This is a genomic window from Pedobacter jejuensis, assembly GCF_003725795.1.
Lineage (GTDB): Bacteria > Bacteroidota > Bacteroidia > Sphingobacteriales > Sphingobacteriaceae > Pedobacter > Pedobacter jejuensis.
Map to the genome: position 1 here is coordinate 23,357 of NZ_RBEE01000044.1, position 16,709 is coordinate 40,065.

General features: G+C 35.7%; 15 protein-coding genes. 7 read left to right on the top strand and 8 right to left on the bottom strand.

Annotated elements, in window-relative coordinates:
• Nucleotides 1-145: 145 nt before the first annotated feature.
• The 3 genes from D7004_RS18065 (at nt 146) to D7004_RS18075 (ending at nt 1,660) form a co-directional block, all read left to right on the top strand.
• Complete coding sequence (locus D7004_RS18065; protein ID WP_123207238.1) at nt 146-565, top strand: nucleoside-diphosphate kinase; 420 nt, start codon at nt 146-148, stop codon at nt 563-565.
• Between the two features lie 129 nt (nt 566-694).
• The gene (locus D7004_RS18070; protein WP_123207239.1) at nt 695-1,423 is read left to right on the top strand and encodes an FKBP-type peptidyl-prolyl cis-trans isomerase; all 729 of its coding nucleotides are present in this window, start codon (nt 695-697) and stop codon (nt 1,421-1,423) included.
• A gap of 57 nt (nt 1,424-1,480) precedes the next feature.
• The gene (locus D7004_RS18075) at nt 1,481-1,660 is read left to right on the top strand and encodes a hypothetical protein (RefSeq protein WP_208646881.1); all 180 of its coding nucleotides are present in this window, start codon (nt 1,481-1,483) and stop codon (nt 1,658-1,660) included.
• 50 nt (nt 1,661-1,710) lie between these two features.
• Here the strand turns inward: D7004_RS18075 and D7004_RS18080 are convergent, their stop codons facing one another.
• Both D7004_RS18080 and recF read right to left on the bottom strand, forming a co-directional pair.
• Nucleotides 1,711-2,001 carry a DUF721 domain-containing protein gene (locus tag D7004_RS18080; protein WP_123207240.1) on the bottom strand — a complete coding sequence of 97 codons (291 nt, stop codon included), beginning with the start codon at nt 1,999-2,001 and terminating at the stop codon, nt 1,711-1,713.
• The gene (gene recF / locus D7004_RS18085; protein WP_123207241.1) at nt 1,994-3,097 is read right to left on the bottom strand and encodes a DNA replication/repair protein RecF; all 1,104 of its coding nucleotides are present in this window, start codon (nt 3,095-3,097) and stop codon (nt 1,994-1,996) included. The genes D7004_RS18080 and recF overlap by 8 nt, the downstream gene beginning before the upstream one ends.
• A 36-nt stretch (nt 3,098-3,133) precedes the next feature.
• On the opposite strand from recF, the gene D7004_RS18090 reads away from it, so the two are divergent.
• Together D7004_RS18090 and D7004_RS18095 are read left to right on the top strand one after the other, a co-directional pair.
• A complete protein-coding gene (locus tag D7004_RS18090; RefSeq protein ID WP_123207242.1) occupies nt 3,134-3,592 on the top strand; it encodes a hypothetical protein in 459 nt (152 codons plus the stop codon).
• 122 nt (nt 3,593-3,714) lie between these two features.
• Nucleotides 3,715-4,380, top strand: a complete 666-nt coding sequence (locus tag D7004_RS18095; protein ID WP_123207243.1) for a tetratricopeptide repeat protein — start codon at nt 3,715-3,717, stop codon at nt 4,378-4,380.
• A 128-nt stretch (nt 4,381-4,508) separates the two neighbouring features.
• Here D7004_RS18095 and pth read toward each other — a convergent pair whose 3' ends face one another.
• The 3 genes from pth to D7004_RS18110 all read right to left on the bottom strand — a co-directional run bounded on the left by pth (nt 4,509) and on the right by D7004_RS18110 (nt 7,067).
• Nucleotides 4,509-5,069, bottom strand: a complete 561-nt coding sequence (pth, locus tag D7004_RS18100; protein WP_123207244.1) for an aminoacyl-tRNA hydrolase — start codon at nt 5,067-5,069, stop codon at nt 4,509-4,511.
• Nucleotides 5,070-5,351: 282 nt separating this feature from the next.
• Nucleotides 5,352-5,936, bottom strand: a complete 585-nt coding sequence (locus D7004_RS18105) for a 50S ribosomal protein L25/general stress protein Ctc (protein WP_123207245.1) — start codon at nt 5,934-5,936, stop codon at nt 5,352-5,354.
• 189 nt (nt 5,937-6,125) lie between these two features.
• Nucleotides 6,126-7,067, bottom strand: coding sequence for a ribose-phosphate pyrophosphokinase (locus tag D7004_RS18110; protein ID WP_123207246.1), 942 nt, complete (start codon nt 7,065-7,067; stop codon nt 6,126-6,128).
• Between the two features lie 353 nt (nt 7,068-7,420).
• On the opposite strand from D7004_RS18110, the gene D7004_RS18125 reads away from it, so the two are divergent.
• Together D7004_RS18125 and D7004_RS18130 are read left to right on the top strand one after the other, a co-directional pair.
• Nucleotides 7,421-10,447 carry a glycosyltransferase family 117 protein gene (locus D7004_RS18125; protein WP_123207247.1) on the top strand — a complete coding sequence of 1,009 codons (3,027 nt, stop codon included), beginning with the start codon at nt 7,421-7,423 and terminating at the stop codon, nt 10,445-10,447.
• Nucleotides 10,448-10,676: 229 nt separating this feature from the next.
• Nucleotides 10,677-13,718 (top strand): glycosyltransferase family 117 protein, encoded by a 3,042-nt coding sequence (locus D7004_RS18130; protein ID WP_123207248.1) that lies wholly within the window; start codon nt 10,677-10,679, stop codon nt 13,716-13,718.
• Between the two features lie 295 nt (nt 13,719-14,013).
• Here D7004_RS18130 and D7004_RS18135 read toward each other — a convergent pair whose 3' ends face one another.
• From D7004_RS18135 to D7004_RS21085, 3 genes are all read right to left on the bottom strand, one after another.
• On the bottom strand, nt 14,014-14,976 hold the full coding sequence (locus D7004_RS18135; protein ID WP_123207249.1) for an acetyl-CoA carboxylase carboxyltransferase subunit alpha: 963 nt from the start codon (nt 14,974-14,976) through the stop codon (nt 14,014-14,016).
• 128 nt (nt 14,977-15,104) lie between these two features.
• Nucleotides 15,105-15,950 (bottom strand): hypothetical protein, encoded by an 846-nt coding sequence (locus D7004_RS21080; RefSeq protein WP_244214372.1) that lies wholly within the window; start codon nt 15,948-15,950, stop codon nt 15,105-15,107.
• A 3-nt stretch (nt 15,951-15,953) separates the two neighbouring features.
• Entirely contained in the window at nt 15,954-16,664 is a 711-nt protein-coding gene (locus tag D7004_RS21085; protein WP_244214373.1) for a S10 family serine carboxypeptidase-like protein, read from the bottom strand.
• Nucleotides 16,665-16,709: the final 45 nt, after the last annotated feature.

Genomic DNA, 16,709 nt, shown 5'->3' on the forward strand with positions numbered 1-16,709 from the left:
TTTGTTATTATTTATTAATCAATTTTCACTAAACACCTACAAGTGATAGAAACCAAAATGCATTAATCCAAGCTTAAGATTTAATAAACCTTTCGCTTTCACCAATTAAAACGTACTTTTGCACAAAATTTGATATTAAAGCACAATGAGCACTAACAGAACTTTTACCATGATTAAGCCAGATGCAGTTGCAAACGGCCACATCGGATCAATCTTAAATGATATCACTAATGCAGGATTCAAAATCATAGCATTAAAATATACTAAACTAACCAACGAAACTGCTGGCGAATTTTACGCAGTTCACGCAGAACGCCCTTTTTATAAAGATTTAGTTAGCTTCATGTCGTCAGGACCAATTGTAGCGGCTATCTTAGAAAAAGATAATGCGATTGAAGATTTCAGAAAATTAATTGGTGCTACTAATCCTGCAGAAGCGGCAGAAGGTACAATCCGCCAGAAATACGCTAAATCTATCGATGCAAATGCAGTTCATGGTTCAGATTCTGATGAAAATGCAGAAATCGAAGGAAACTTTTTCTTCAAAGCTGACGAACGTTTCTAAGTCGACCTAAGATATTAAAATAAAACCTCGATAATTCGGGGTTTTATTGTTTAAAAGAGTTTGTATCTTTCGCTCCATTTATTCAATACCCAAAACCTTAAAAAGTTTAAGACCATCAATATTACATCAATGAAAAAAATTTTCTTTACGATATTTATTTCCAGTATCGCCATTTCATCTTTCGCACAAACAAAGAAGCCAATTGCTAAAAAACCTATAGCTACAGCTAAACCAGCAATTGCACCGTTGGCTTTAAAAACTGCACTAGATTCAGCCAGTTATGCATTTGGTACATCGATAGGTTCGAGTTTAAAAACAACTGGCTTATCAACAATGAATTATGATATACTACTAAAAGGCTTAAAAGACGCTTTTACCGGTAATAAATTGCTATTAAATCAAGAACAGGCTCAAGAATGTATCAGCGCTATTATGGCTAGTGCCAATAAAAGCAAATTCGCATCGCAGATTAATGAGAGCAAAACTTTTTTAGAGCAAAATAAAAAGCGAGCAGGCGTTAAAACTACCGCAAGTGGTTTACAATATGAAGTTTTAACAGCAGGCACAGGTGCAAAACCAACAACCGTTACAGATTCAGTATTGGTACATTACAAAGGAACTTTATTAAACGGAAAGCAGTTTGATAGCTCATACGACCGCGGCGAGCCAATTACATTTATGTTAAATCAGGTAATTAAAGGCTGGACCGAAGGTGTTCAATTAATGAATGCAGGTTCGAAATATAAATTTTTTGTTCCGTACACTTTAGGCTATGGAGAACGTGGTTACGGACCAGACATTCCACCGTACAGCACATTGATATTCGAAATTGAATTATTGAAAGTTAATGGGAAATAGCAATCTGCTAAAACATTATTTCTACTTCTGATGTTAGGTAAAACAAAAATTAACATCATGAAAAGAACATTCCCTTTAGTACTAATTGCATTTCTATGCAGTACCCTTAGCAGTTGTGAACTTATAGGTGGTATATTTAAAGCTGGCGTTTGGTCGGGCGTAATTGTAGTTGTTATTGTTGTAGCCCTGCTAATTTGGATACTTGCAAAAGTATTTGGTGGCGGTAGTAAAGGATAACTGATATCAATATTTAAATAAAGGTTGATGATAAAATCTTCAACCTTTATTTAAAGAAAAACCATTTCAGTAATTACCTGGCTGCCTGCGTGAGCGTTCAGCTTTCGTATAATTCCCTCTCTAACCATTACCAATTCATTTTTTATTACTGATGATTCAATCCTGATGAATAGCTTTTTATCATGGATATAAATCTGCTTCGTTCTGTTGGCAATGGCTGTTCCCATTATTTCTGGCCAAATCGCTAATATTGAAGTTTCATCAAACTTTCGCCTTAAACGATATACATCCAGCATTTTGCTGATGGCGTCTTTTAAAGTTACATCGTTAGGTTTACGCATTTTGAATTTGTCCGTTATTTACTTCAAATAAAGTTACATCAACTTTTATCTCTTTAAAAATTGATTTCACCCTTTCAATTCCTGTATCGGTAATAAAAATCTGCCCGAAATCATGATGCGATACCATTTGCATTAATTTTTGCACCCTGTTATCATCCAGTTTATCAAAAATATCATCTAACAGCAGCAGTGGCTTGAAACCCTTTATTTTAGCAAGGTAGGCATATTGAGCAAGTTTAAGCGCAATTAAAAAAGATTTCTGCTGGCCCTGAGAACCAAATTTCTTCAATGGCATTTCCGTTATTACAAAAGCAAGTTCATCTTTATGAATGCCAGTTGTGGTACGCTCTAAAACTCTGTCCTTCTCTACCGATTTTATTAGTAATTCTTCAAAAGAGGTTTCGCTTAATTGCGACTGGTAGATCAACTCTACAGTTTCATTATTATTGGTGATGTAACTATAATAGTGATTGAAAAGCGGTATAAATTCATCCATAAATGCCTTACGGATAGCGAATATTTTATTCCCAGATTGAATTAGTTGTTCATCCAATATTTGAAGCAAAGTTGCATCGTAGCGTTTAGTTATTGCGATTTGTTTAAGGAAAGCATTTCTATTGGCCAGAATACGGTTGTAGGTAATTAACTGGTCGAGATAATGGGCATCTGTTTGCGAAATCACATTATCAATAAATTTACGCCGCTCTTCACTGCCTTCCATAATTAGATTTACATCGTAAGGCGAAACCATTACAACTGGAAATAAGCCAATATGATCGGCAAGTTTATCGTATTCTTTCTTGTTCCTCTTAAACTGCTTTTTCTGATTTCGTTTTACACCACAGCTAATTTTTTCGTTCTTTAAATTCCGGTCGAAATCACCCTGAATCATAAAAACGTCTTCACCAGTTTTAATTTGCTGCCCATCAATAGGGTTAAAATAACTTTTACATAAGCATAAATAGTGAATGGCATCGAGCATATTGGTTTTTCCCGAACCGTTATTACCTGTAAAAACGTTAACAGTTTCGGAAAAGCTGATGCCGGCATCGCTGTAGTTTTTAAAATTAAGAAGGGTAATGTTTTTTAACCACATAAATATGGTGCAATTTACCGATTTTTTAGCCTTCAAATGCCCAATGTTAAAAATAAAGCTTACATTCATCGCAAGGAAGATAATATTATGGTTGCGCAAAAAATGTTAGAAGGAAATGTTCTTTGGTCTTACGACCATGAACTTACCGAAGGAAGAAATTCTGGTTGGATAAAAAAATTTGCAGGGATGTTTTCATTTTTGAAACCGCTGCACAATCATGAGGGAAATATATTGTTAGCTTCTAATGGCATATATATTACTGGTGATGAAGAATTAGAAGTTCCGCTATCGCATATAGAGGAAGTGTATATGGGTTTTGATGATTTATTTCCAGCATCATCAGCTAAAAATTTTGGTACCTTTTGGCAACCGATCAGAATAAAATCCATCATAAGCCATTCTGAAAGTCAAACCATTTATATGGTAGTTAATTATACAGGAATTTTTAGCGCTAACAAAACCTGGTTTAATACTTTAATAAGCTTGCTTCGATAAGTTTGGCACAACATCTCGATTCGCAATTCATAAATAACTATAGTTTAATTAAATACTTAAAATAAAGGTTGATACTTTGATTGAAAAACGTATTTTTGCAATCTTAAATTTTTTAAACAAACATGTCTACAACAGATACTCAGACAACACAACCTATTAGAAAAGGTTCTTTTTTACAGGAAAATAGTAAAAGCTTGCTATTTATTGCAGGAGCAGTAATTGTTTTAATTGGTGTGTACTTCTGGTACCAAAACGTTTACTTAAAAGATCGTGCTCAAGAGGCTGCAAGTAAAATGTATAAAGCAGAGCAATTAATCGGTGTAGATTCTTTATCTAACAGAGCAATTAAAGGCGAAGGTGGTTACCCAGGTTTAGAGCAAATTGCTAAAGATTACGATAATACAAAATCAGCCAACTTAGCTAATTTATATTTAGGTGGTATTTATTTGCGTAAGGGTGAATACAAACAAGCAATTGATGCATTAAGCAAATACAGTGCTACTGGTAGTCCGGTTGCTGATCCATTAGCTTTAGGTTTGTTAGGTGATGCTTACAGCGAATTAAAAGATTACAAACAAGCTTCTACTTATTATAAAAAAGCTGCAGACAAATCGAGCAAATTTACTTCCCCTATGTTTTTAAAGAAATTAGGTTTGGTAAACGAAAATTTGAAAGATTTTAAAGGTGCGGTTGATGCTTACACTAAGATTAAAACACAGTATCCAGAAAGCCAGGAAGCACAATTGGTTGATGCTTATATTGCAAGAGCACAGGAACAAGTTAAATAACTTCAAAACTAATTATAAATGAAAAGACTATCGAAAGATGGTCTTTTTTTGTTTATATCATAGCCTAATTTACTGGCAATAAGAAGATTATGAGATTAATCAATATTGAGTTAATTACTTACTACCCCCTATTTGTTAAAGGCAGTCATGGTGTGCGCTGGCCCAACAGTTACATAACTTTTTATAAGTTCTACACTTTTATCAATTAACGCAGGAAGTTCTAATTGCTCCTTTTTATCAAATAAGCCGAGTACAAAATCAACTTGACGACCTTTTGGGTAATCGCTACCAATACCGAAACGTAAACGGGCATAGTTCTGTCCGCCACAAACTTCTTCGATACTTTTTAAACCATTGTGGCCTGCACTGCTTCCTTGTAATTTTAACCGCAGCTTTCCTAATGGAAGCGCCAAATCATCTACAATAACTAAAACTTTTTCAGGAGCAATTTTAAGTTCCTTCATCCAGTAATTAACCGCCTTACCACTTAAATTCATAAAAGTTGTAGGTTTAATTACATGAAGTTTTCTGCCCTTAAAACTTACCTCGGAATAGTAAGCGAGGCGAATGTTTTCAAAGCTTCCATCCAAACTTTTCACCAATTCATCGGCAATATCAAAACCAATGTTATGACGAGTGTGAGCATATTCTGGTCCAATATTTCCTAAGCCAACGATAAGATATTTCATGGGCGTAAAGATAAAAGCTTAAAGCGGAAAGAACAAAGGTGAAGGAACAAAGATGAAGATTGAGGTTAAGGTTGAGGCTGAGGTTAAGGTTGAGACTCAGGTTAAGACTGAGGATAAAAGCTAGGTTTAAGATAGATTAGGAAATAGGAGATGAGATTTTTCAACATTCATTTACAACCTCATCTTGGAAATCTAAAAATCCTAAAAATCCTGGTAAAAAGAAAGCGGTGCAAAAATTTGCACCGCTTAATCCTGTAATCAAGGAAATCTAAAAAATCCTAATTATTTTTTACCTTTTGCAGCTTCAGTTTCTGCTTGTTTTAATGCTCTAGACATACCTACAGATACGATTGTATCCTCAGGAGTGTTAGTAATTGCATATTGATCTGCTTTAATATCACGAACGCGAACTAAACCACCAACTTCTAATTTGTCGATGCTAACTTCTACCGATTGAGGCATAGCAGCAGGCAATGCTTTAACACGAAGTTTACGCAATTTCTGAACCATTTTACCACCCATTTTAACACCTGGAGAAGTTCCAGTTAATTTAACAGGGATTTCCATAACGATTTCTTTTTCATCAAATAATTGAAGAAAATCGATATGCATTAAAACATCAGTTAATGGATGAAATTGTGCGTCTTTAACGATTGCTTTAGTTTTTGCACCGTTAACATCTATCTCCACGAAGTTTGCTTCAGCAGTATAAATTACATCTTTTAAATCGGCAATAACTACAGCTAAATGATGTTGTTCTTTGCCACCGTACAATACCGCAGGAACTTTACCTTCGTAACGAAGTTCCTTGGCATCGCGTTTCCCTACGTTCTCTCTTGGAGAACCGCTAATTGCGATTGTTTTCATTTTTATATTTATTTATTAGTAACAAGTATTTAGTATAAAGTATAGAGACCCTAAGTCTTAAACCATTTACCTTATACCTTAAATTTATTTATTAGTAATTAGTATCTAGTAGCGAGCGTCAAGTATCAAGACTTTAAACTTGAAACCATATACCTTCAACCCTAAACCATATACCATCAATCTTAAACCCTAAACCTTAAACAGGTCACTAATCGAGCCATGTTCATTTACATTTGCGATTGCTCTTGCAAATAAACTTGCTGTACTCAGCTGCCTAATTTTAGGACTTTCCATTTTCAAAGGAATAGTATCCGTAACGATCAATTCTGACAAAACAGAATTTTCTACCGTTTCTATTGCTTTACCCGATAAAACTGCATGTGTACAAACTGCTCTAACACTTGCTGCACCATTCTCCATAATCAAAGCTGCTGCTTTAGATAATGTACCTGCTGTGTCGCAAATATCGTCAATCAATACAACATCCTGACCGGTAACGTCACCAATAATCGACATTGATTCGATTTCATTAGCACGTTTACGGCGTTTATCGCATATAATAACTTCTGCATTAAAAAATTTAGCAAAGGTACGAGCCCTGTAAGAACCGCCCATATCTGGCGATGCTATTGTTAAATTTTGTAAGCCTAAGCTTTTAATATAAGGGACAAATATTACAGAACCATCTAAGTGATCTACCGGAATATCAAAAAACCCTTGTATTTGTGCTGCATGCAAATCCATCGTCATAATACGGTGAATGCCTGCAGATTTTAATAAATTGGCAACCAATTTAGCGCCTATTGCAACACGAGGTTTATCTTTTCTATCTTGACGAGCTAAACCATAATAAGGAACTACTGCAGTAATATAATGTGCAGATGCTCTTTTTGCGGCATCAACCATTAGCAAAAGTTCCATTAAATTATCGCTGGGCTGATAAGTAGATTGGATTAAAAAAACATCACATCCACGGATAGATTCATCAAATGAGGGCTGAAACTCACCATCACTAAATTTGTGAATGGTTACATCACCTAATGCTTTACCGTAACTTTCGGCAATTTTAAGTGATAATCCTCTGGAACCTGTTCCAGAAAATAGCTTTACCTGATTAAACTGCAATGGCATGATCCGTGTGTAGTTTACTTTAAAAAAAAATCGGATCATGCATTTTGAAATACACGATCCGATGCTAAATTTTGTTGTCCGACCTGGATTCGAACCAAGACAAACAGTACCAAAAACTGTCGTACTACCCTTATACTATCGGACAAACTACTTATCGAGGATATATCCCCGAAAGGGAATGCAAATGTAGGCAGCATATTTTAAATATGCAAGAGCGATTTTAAAAAAAATTAAAATTTCTTTCTCTTTAAAAAGATTCAAGATTTTTCTATTTCGATGCAACGTTTAGCTTTCAAATACGACTTTATAGCTTAAAACCTATAACCCTTTTAATATCAATTACTAAACTAACTATGACCTATTCAAAAATCAACAACTTAACCGGTTGGCTGTGTTTTTTAATTGCAGCCGTAACCTATATTTTAACATTAGATCAATCTGCAAGTTTTTGGGATTGCGGTGAATTTATAGCTTCTGCTTTCCGTTTGGAAGTTGTTCATCAACCCGGAGCACCATTGGTTTCAATGATTCAACGGGTATTTTCTTCTTTTGCATTCGGCGATAAAACCAAAGTCGCTTATTGTATGAATATTGCTTCTGCCCTTGCAAGTGCAGCTACAATTTTGTTTTTATTCTGGACAATAACTGCCTTGGCAAAAAGAACTATGGTGAAAGTAAAAGAGGAAATGACAAAAGCTAAAACCATAACTATAATCGGCGCAGGCCTTGTTGGTGCTTTAGCATATGCATTTTCTGATAGTTTTTGGTTTTCGGCAGTGGAGGCCGAGGTTTACGCAATGTCATCTTTATGCACAGCAATTGCCTTATGGGCCATTTTAAAATGGGAAGCCCAGGCTGATGAGCCAAGGGCTGACCGATGGCTTGCTTTTGTGGCGTATATTATTGGCTTATCCATCGGGGTACATTTACTAAACCTCTTGGTTATTCCTGCAGTTGTTTTTGTCTACTACTTCCGCAAAACGCCAGAACCAACCAATAAAGGGATTTTAAAAACATTCTTTGTTTCTATTTTTATTTTGGCATTTGTTCAGTTTTGTATTATTCAATATATGGTATCAACCGCAGCATGGTTTGATTATTTCTTTGTAAATACTCTAGGATTGAATTTTGGATCAGGCGTTTTATGCTTTGCTATTATATTAATTGGTGGCTTAACATGGGCAATAAGATATTCTATCCTTCAAAAGAAGCAAACCTTAAATCTTGCTTTAGTATCTACCATGTTAATTATGTTTGGCTACAGTTCCTTTTCGATGTTGATAATCAGAGCAAAGGCAAAACCCAATTTAAATAATACAAACCCCGAAAATGCTTTTACATTTTTAAATTATGTTAACAGGGCGCAATATGGTGAAAGGCCGTTACTTTATGGGCAAAACTATAATGCTGATAAAATCGATATTAAGCAAACAGGAAATCTTTACAGAAAGGGTGAAGTTAAATACGAATCAGCTGGTACTAAATCGGATTATGTTTACGACAAGAAGACGCTTTTACCGAGAATGTACAGTGATAAGCCCGAGCATATTAAGTTTTATAAAGATTGGATGGGTTTTGATGATAGCCACAAGCCAACTTTGCTCGATAATATAAAATACATGTTTTCCTTCCAGGCAGGGCATATGTACATGAGGTATTTTATGTGGAATTTTGTTGGTAGGCAAAATAATCAGGATGGACAGTTAGGCGAAAATGGCGGCGGCTGGTTAAGCGGCATAAAACCTGTAGACGCCATCCGCCTCGGCGATCAGAAAAGCCTCCCTCCTTCGATAGTAGATAATAAAGCTTACAATCGCTTTTTCTTCTTGCCTCTAATTTTGGGTTTAATTGGTGCAGTTTGGCATTTCAAAAGAAATAAAAACCATGCCGCCGTAATCGCTTTACTTTTCTTTTTTACGGGTGTTGCGATTGTACTTTACTTAAACTCAGTACCTATAGAACCGCGTGAAAGAGATTATGCATACGTTGGTTCCTTTTATGCTTTTGCCATCTGGATAGGCTTAAGTGTAATTGGTTTAAAAGAATGGGTATTTAAAAAATTTACGCCGGCTAAGTCAGCAATTTTCGCATCCGCAATCGCCTTATTTGCAGCTCCAATATTAATGGCGAGTCAGGGATGGGATGATCATAACCGTTCAGAAAGTCATTTGGCGAGAGATATTTCCGTTAACTATTTAAAATCTTGTGCGCCCAATGCAATTCTATTTACCTATGGCGATAACGATACTTTTCCGGTTTGGTATGCACAGGAAGTGGAAAATATTCGCCCCGATGTAAGGGTTGTAAATTTGAGTTTATTTACGGCCGACTGGTATATCGATGGTATGAAAAGGAAACAAAATCAATCGGCTCCGCTTCCAATTTCCATGAAACCAGCCCAATATGCCGAAGGCACAAGAGATATAATGTATTACCAGGATTTTAAAATTACCCAAAGCATTGAGCTAAAACAAATTATGGAGGTATTGCTATCAGATAATGATGAAGATAAAATTACACTGCAAGATGGTTCAAAATCGAATATCCTGCCAACGAAAAACTTTAAATTAAGCATTAACTCCAAGGATGTAATAGATACAGGAACAGTTCCGCTTGAAGATGCCGGAAAAATTGCGAGTAGCATGGAATGGACTTATAATTCTGATTATGTTAGTAAAGGCACTTTGGCTTTGCTCGATATCTTAACGCATAACGATTGGAAAAGACCAATATATTTTTCTAGTGCGATGCCTGATGAGCAATATGTAGGTTTAGATAAATATTTATATACTGAAGGCTTAACATTAAGGTTACTTCCTTTAAAACCCGATACCGCCAAAACCGAAATGTATGAAAGATTTAATGTAAAACCTTTTTATAATAATATGATGAATACGTTTAAATGGGGTAACATTAAATATGCTAATCATTTAGACAGGCAATCGGCAGATGATGTAACTATGTTCTCGAACATGTTTAACGGTTTAATTGGCGAATTGCTTAATGAAGGCAAAATTACTGAGGGCAAGGCAGCAGTTAACAAGTATTATGAAGTGATGCCGCTCAAATTTTATAGTATGCGCCATGTGATGAGTTCATTTTACTTTACAGAAAACCTTTATCGTTTAAATGATTTAAACAGGGCAAACGCCTTCATAAATAAATCGGCCGATTATATGAACAAGGAATTAACGCATCTGGCTGATGTTTGTGAAAGTAAAAACCAGCTTTCATCAGAAAGAGAAATACAGGTTTACATGACATACCTTGGCCAAATGGTTAAGCTAACGCAAGCGTATAAGCAGAATGATTTAAGCAGTACACTTGAAAAACAATACAATTTGTTCGCTACTAGATTTAGCCCGTATTTTAGTAGCTAAGCTGATAATTATTCTCAATCGAAACCCGTAAAGTTTGCCAATCCAAGCGCTTTACGGGTTTTATGTCGTTTTAATAATTTCATCCAAACGAAATTAATCTAGATAGCGATGCATCAAACCATTAAAAAATGTAAAAACAATGGGATATTTTCCTTACTTATCGACTATATTAATTAATTTCGGCAGCATTTTTATGCTCAACATCATTTAATATCATTATCAAAAACCAATGAATTATTCAAAAGTTAATAATATAACAGGCTGGGTTTGCTTTCTAATAGCCACAATAACTTACGTTTTAACCTTAGAACCCTCAGTTAGTTTTTGGGATTGCGGCGAGTTTATCGCTTCAGCACTTAAAATGCAGGTCGTTCACCAACCAGGTGCACCACTGTTTTTAATGCTTCAAAGGTTTTTCTCCATTTTTGCTTTTGGCGATGTTACCAAAGTTGCTTATTGGATGAACATTGGCTCTGCACTATCAAGTGCGGCAACAATTTTATTCTTATTCTGGACAATTACTGCATTAGCTAAAAAAACACTAGTTAAGGCTGGGGAAGTATTAACCAATGCTCAATTAATAAGCATAATGGGTGCAGGTGCAGTTGGTGCTTTGGCCTATGCATTTTCTGATAGTTTCTGGTTTTCAGCCGTAGAGTCTGAGGTTTATGCACAATCATCATTATTTACCGCAATTGTTTTTTGGGGAATTTTAAAATGGGAAGCCCATGCCGATGAGCCTAAAGCAGATAGATGGTTATTGTTCATCGCCTACATTATGGGTTTATCTATCGGTATTCACTTATTAAATTTGTTAACCATTCCTGCTATTGCATTCATATATTATTTCAAAAAAACCAACAAACCAACTACATCAGGTATTTTTAAAACACTTTTAGTTGGCATACTAATACTGGGCGTTATACAATATGGAATTATCCAGTATTTAGTTTCATTCGGTGCCTATTTCGATTTATTTTTTGTTAATACTCTAGGTTTAGGCTTCGGAACGGGCGTTTTATTCTTCGCAATTTTAATTATAGGCGCCTTTGTTTGGGCAATCCGTTATTCAATAAAACACCAAAAGAAGTTATTAAACTTAGGCTTAATATCTACGGTATTAATCATTTTTGGTTACGCATCATTTGCTATGATAATTATCAGAGCGAAGGCAGATCCGAATCTAAATAATAGCGCACCTAAAGATGCTTTCTCGTTTTTAAGTTACTTAAACAGAGAGCAATATGGTGATAGACCATTGTTATTTGGTCCGAATTACAACTCGGAAAGAACAGGTGTTTCGGAGGGAAAAACCATCTGGAGAAAAGGAGCCGATAAATATGAAGTTGCTGGCAAAAAGAACGATTATGAGTATGCAGATAATACCTTTTTACCAAGGATGTATAGCGACGACCAGAAACATGCCGATTTTTATAAAGAATGGATGCACCTTGATGATAGTAAAAAACCAAACACCGTAGATAATGTTGGCTTTTTATTCAGCTATCAAATTGGATATATGTACATGCGATATTTCGGCTGGAATTTCGTTGGGCGCCAGAACGATGAGCAAGGACAAGGAAGTGGTTTTGAAGGAACATCCTTAAGCGGTATTAAACCAATTGATGCAGTTTGGCATGGCGATCAAAGTCATTTGCCGCCATCAACAGTTGATAATAAAGCATATAATAGATTCTTTTTCCTTCCTTTAATAATTGGTTTGTTGGGTGCAATCTGGCACTTCGGTCGTAATCAAAAAGATGCAGGTGTTGTGGGATTGTTATTTTTCTTCACAGGTATTGCCATTGTATTGTACCTAAATCAAAAACCCTTAGAACCACGTGAACGTGATTATGCTTATGTAGGTTCATTTTATGCGTTTTCCATTTGGATTGGTCTCGGGGTTTTAGCCATCAAAGAATGGCTGTTTAAAAAACTCACACCTGCTACAGGTGCAGTCGCGGCAACCGTGATTGGTTTGTTCGCAGCACCAGTTATTATGGCTCAACAAGGATGGGATGATCACGACCGTTCGACTAAACTGGTTGCTCATGATATTGCGTACGACTATCTGCAATCATGTGCACCAAACGCCATTTTATTTACTTATGGCGATAATGATACCTATCCGCTTTGGTACATTCAAGAAGTTGAAAAAGTTCGCCCGGATGTTAGGATTGTAAACTTAAGTTTGTTTGATACGGATTGGTATATCAATGGCATGAAGCAAAAACAAAATGATTCAGAACCATTGCCAATTTCAATGAAAGAATCTCAGTTTGTGCAAGGTGAAAGAGATGTAATGCCATATGATGATTATAAAATTGCAGGCAGTGTTGAATTAAAAAACATTGTTGATTTGCTTTTATCGGATAATGCAGATGATAAAGTTGCGATGCAGGATGGAACAAAATCAAATTTCCTACCTACCAAGAACTTTAAATTAACCATTAACCCTCAAGAAGTTATTGGCACAGGTACAGTTCCAGCTGCTGATGCAAATAAAATTGCACCAACAATGGAATGGAAATTTAATAAAGGTTATGTTACTAAAGGTACCTTAGCCATGTTAGATATTTTAGCACACAACAACTGGAAGCGCCCAATTTATTTTGCTTCTACAGTTCCTTCTGAGCAATACAATGGCTTAGATAAGTATTTATATAACGAAGGATTGGCGCTTCGCCTATTGCCGTTAAAAGCAGATACTGCCACTACTGATGAGCGTGAAGAATTATTAAACACTCCTGTTTTGTATAAAAACATTATGGATAAATTTAAGTGGGGAAACATCAAAACGGCAAAATATTTAGATCCACAATCATCTGATGATACTTTTATTTTCACCAACATATTAAGCAGCTTAACGGGTAGTTTAATTAAAGAGGGTAAAATTGAAGAAGCAAAAAAAGTTGCTGATAAATATTATGAAGTTATGCCAGATAAATTTTTTGGCATTCGTACGGTTGTTGTTAAGTATTACATGGCCGAAAACCTTTATAAACTAGGTGAAACCACTAGAGCAAATGATATCTTAATGAAATCTGGAGATTATATACAAAAAGAGCTTACTTACCTGGCTGATATTTCTGCTTCGAAAGGAAGTTTGTCTGGAACTCAAAACGTTCAAACTGGTTTGTATTATTTAGATAGAATGATTAAAACTTCTAAAGCAATGGGTCAGACTAAAGTAAGCAGTCAGCTTGAAAGGCAATTTGCAGGTTTAGAATCAAGATTTTCTGGTTATTTCGGACAACAACAAACACCATAACCGAATTTATTTTATAACAGAAAGCAGCTGCATTAATTTGTAGCTGCTTTTTTTGCTTAAAAACTTGCGAAGGCTTGCGCCCAAAAACTTGCGAAGTCCAAAAGGCCAAAGCGAAGGAAGACTTCGCAAGTTTATTATGCGCTTAATTTCCCTGGTAGACTGACGAAGTTTGCCAACATACAATCCCACCTAAACTTCGTAAGGCTTCTGCGCCCCTATCTAAAGTTCAAAAGTTGAGGCAAAAAAAAATCCTGCTTGATTTAACAAACAGGATTTTAATATTTAAAAAGAATAATTATTCATTCACGACACCCATTGCGCAGAATTTCTCAATTCGTTGCTCGATAAGCTTATCTGTTTTTAATTTACCTAATGAAGCCAAATCTTTAATGATATAATCTTTTAACGTTTGTGCCATCAATTCAGGGTTTTGGTGTGCACCGCCTAATGGTTCAGGAATAATGCCATCGATAAGCTTATTTCCAAACATATCATCAGATGTTAATTTTAAACACTCTGCGGCTTTCTCTTTGAAATCCCAGCTTCTCCATAAAATAGATGAACATGATTCTGGTGAAATAACAGAATACCAGGTATGTGCTAACATGTAAACTTTATCGCCGATACCAATACCTAAAGCTCCTCCAGAAGCACCTTCACCAACGATAACACATATAATTGGAACACGAAGAATAGACATTTCAAGTAAATTTCTGGCAATCGCCTCACCTTGTCCGCGTTCTTCTGCTTCTAAACCCGGGTAAGCACCCATTGTATCAATCAAAGAAATAACAGGTTTGTTAAATTTTTCTGCTAAACGCATTAAGCGTAATGCTTTACGGTAACCCTCAGGGTTAGCCATACCGAAATTATGAAACTGACGTTCCTTTGTATTTTTTCCTTTTTGATGGCCGATAACCATTACCGTTTGACCATTAATGGTTGCAAAACCACCAACAATTGCCTTATCATCTTTAACCGTTCTATCACCATGTAATTCAATAAAATCATCACAAATCATGCTGATGTAATCAAGTGTTTGAGGTCTGTCGGGGTGACGACTCATTTGCACTTTATTCCAACCGGTTAAATTATTGTATAAACTTTGAGTGGTTTCATTTAATTTACCATCAAGTTCTTCTAAAGTAGCAGACATATCTACTTTAGTTTTATCGGCAACTTGTTTAACTTTTTCTATCTGCTGAACTAAATCTGCAATAGGTTTTTCGAAATCGAATGATGTTTTAATTTGCTGCATAATTGGGTTACAAAACTAAGTATTTATTTTTAGTTTGCAGTTAACAGTTTAAAAGTTAAAATGCGAATTGTTAATTCGCAAATGCATTTAATTGTCTTTGATAGTTGATTATAATCCTTAAATCCTGGTTAAAACTTTGCGGATGCACCTGATTTTGGTAATGCCTTCATAATAAAATCTCTAACATGATTATTTGAGGTTTTCAAATCTTCTTTGCGTAGATACATCATGTGCCCGCTTCTGTAACCTTCCCAAGTTAATCTATCTTGTAATTTCCCAGCAGCATCCAATTGCCACATGCTGTATTTTGCATTAAAATAATCACATGCTCCATCATAATACCCCGATTGAACCAAGACGTGCAAAAAAGGGTTTTGCGCCATTGCCTGGCGCAAATTATCACCTGTTTTATCTCCGGAATTATCCCATGGATAAACGGAACCAAACATGTTATATTTTAAATCGGTTTTGTAGTTTAGCTCATTTCTTATATACATATTGATGGCAGGTGTAAAAGAATGCAACCATGATGTTAACTCAGCATTATAATCTGGCGATTCGCCTGCACCCATTTTATCAATCCCCTTGTACCTAGAATCTAACCGCCCAACGGTAAAACCTTTATCTCTCAGCAATTCTTTCCAGAAGAAATCAGTAGGAACGTTCAAATTGTAATCTAAAAATACCTTTTCAGATATTCCGGAATATCGAGCCATTTTAACCGCAATAGCCCGTTTTTTATCAGCACTAAGCATGCTACCTTGGGCAATTGCTGGAATAACCTCATTTATCGTAAAGCTTTCTACCTCTGGCAGCATCGCTGTTAAGTCTTTCGATTGTAAATCAGCAGGCAAAACCTTATGATACCATGCAGTAGCTGCAAAATATGGTAAACGCAAGGCAGCATCAACTGGTCCGCTACGCTCAATACCTAGCTCAGTTGGCGACACCAATACAACACCATTTAGATACATCCATTAGCTATTTTGAAGTTCGAGGGCCAAGCCAGAAACACGGGTTGTTCCATAACTTTCGCCAATTAAAAATTTTGGAGATGCCCAACGATTATTTCGGGTAACAAAAGTGTTTATCCACTCTGCTAGATATTTGATATCGGCCTTTACCCCGAAGAATTTATTTGTTGGAATATCTTTACTAATCGCTCTGGAATATCCTGTATTTACGGGGTCGATATAAACAATATCGGCAACATCCAAGATCGAATATGGGTTTTCTTTATATCCGTAAGGTTGAACAGGATAACCTTCATCATCAATATTTAAAATTACAGGACCTGTGTAAGCAATATGCATCCAAACAGAAGCAGAACCCGGACCACCATTAAACGAAATTACCAATGGTCTTTTATCTCGATTTTGGATATCACTTCTTTCGTAATACGTATAAAACAGACCTGCAATTGGTTTTCCATCTTCATCCCAAACGGGTAAGGTGCCTGTAGTTGCTTTATATGGAACGGCTTTACCATTAATAGTAACATTGTGGTTGGTAATAACTGAACTTTCTACCTTAATTGTGCGCTCATTTCCAGTTGGTTTAGGTTCTTCTTTTATAGTTACCTGTGATGTTGTAGTTGTTTCTTTAGCTGGTGTTTTTCTTGGAGTTTGCTGCGCTGACGTATAAACGGCAGCAAAAATACAGATGGATAGTATAAATTTAAATTTCATAAAGTTTTGGTTTGGTGCCTAAATATCTTACTAAACATGCGCTTA

What these genes read in the sequence shown, in the direction of transcription:
- D7004_RS18095 (WP_123207243.1), top strand. Translation starts at nt 3,715, where the DNA reads ATGTCTACAACAGATACTCAGACAACACAACCTATTAGAAAAGGTTCT.
- recF (WP_123207241.1), bottom strand. Translation starts at nt 3,097, where the DNA reads ATGTGGTTAAAAAACATTACCCTTCTTAATTTTAAAAACTACAGCGAT.
- D7004_RS18105 (WP_123207245.1), bottom strand. Translation starts at nt 5,936, where the DNA reads ATGAAAACAATCGCAATTAGCGGTTCTCCAAGAGAGAACGTAGGGAAA.
- D7004_RS18090 (WP_123207242.1), top strand. Translation starts at nt 3,134, where the DNA reads ATGCCCAATGTTAAAAATAAAGCTTACATTCATCGCAAGGAAGATAAT.
- D7004_RS18125 (WP_123207247.1), top strand. Translation starts at nt 7,421, where the DNA reads ATGACCTATTCAAAAATCAACAACTTAACCGGTTGGCTGTGTTTTTTA.
- D7004_RS18070 (WP_123207239.1), top strand. Translation starts at nt 695, where the DNA reads ATGAAAAAAATTTTCTTTACGATATTTATTTCCAGTATCGCCATTTCA.
- D7004_RS18130 (WP_123207248.1), top strand. Translation starts at nt 10,677, where the DNA reads ATGAATTATTCAAAAGTTAATAATATAACAGGCTGGGTTTGCTTTCTA.
- D7004_RS18075 (WP_208646881.1), top strand. Translation starts at nt 1,481, where the DNA reads ATGAAAAGAACATTCCCTTTAGTACTAATTGCATTTCTATGCAGTACC.
- D7004_RS18110 (WP_123207246.1), bottom strand. Translation starts at nt 7,067, where the DNA reads ATGCCATTGCAGTTTAATCAGGTAAAGCTATTTTCTGGAACAGGTTCC.
- D7004_RS21080 (WP_244214372.1), bottom strand. Translation starts at nt 15,950, where the DNA reads ATGTATCTAAATGGTGTTGTATTGGTGTCGCCAACTGAGCTAGGTATT.
- pth (WP_123207244.1), bottom strand. Translation starts at nt 5,069, where the DNA reads ATGAAATATCTTATCGTTGGCTTAGGAAATATTGGACCAGAATATGCT.
- D7004_RS18135 (WP_123207249.1), bottom strand. Translation starts at nt 14,976, where the DNA reads ATGCAGCAAATTAAAACATCATTCGATTTCGAAAAACCTATTGCAGAT.
- D7004_RS21085 (WP_244214373.1), bottom strand. Translation starts at nt 16,664, where the DNA reads ATGAAATTTAAATTTATACTATCCATCTGTATTTTTGCTGCCGTTTAT.
- D7004_RS18080 (WP_123207240.1), bottom strand. Translation starts at nt 2,001, where the DNA reads ATGCGTAAACCTAACGATGTAACTTTAAAAGACGCCATCAGCAAAATG.
- D7004_RS18065 (WP_123207238.1), top strand. Translation starts at nt 146, where the DNA reads ATGAGCACTAACAGAACTTTTACCATGATTAAGCCAGATGCAGTTGCA.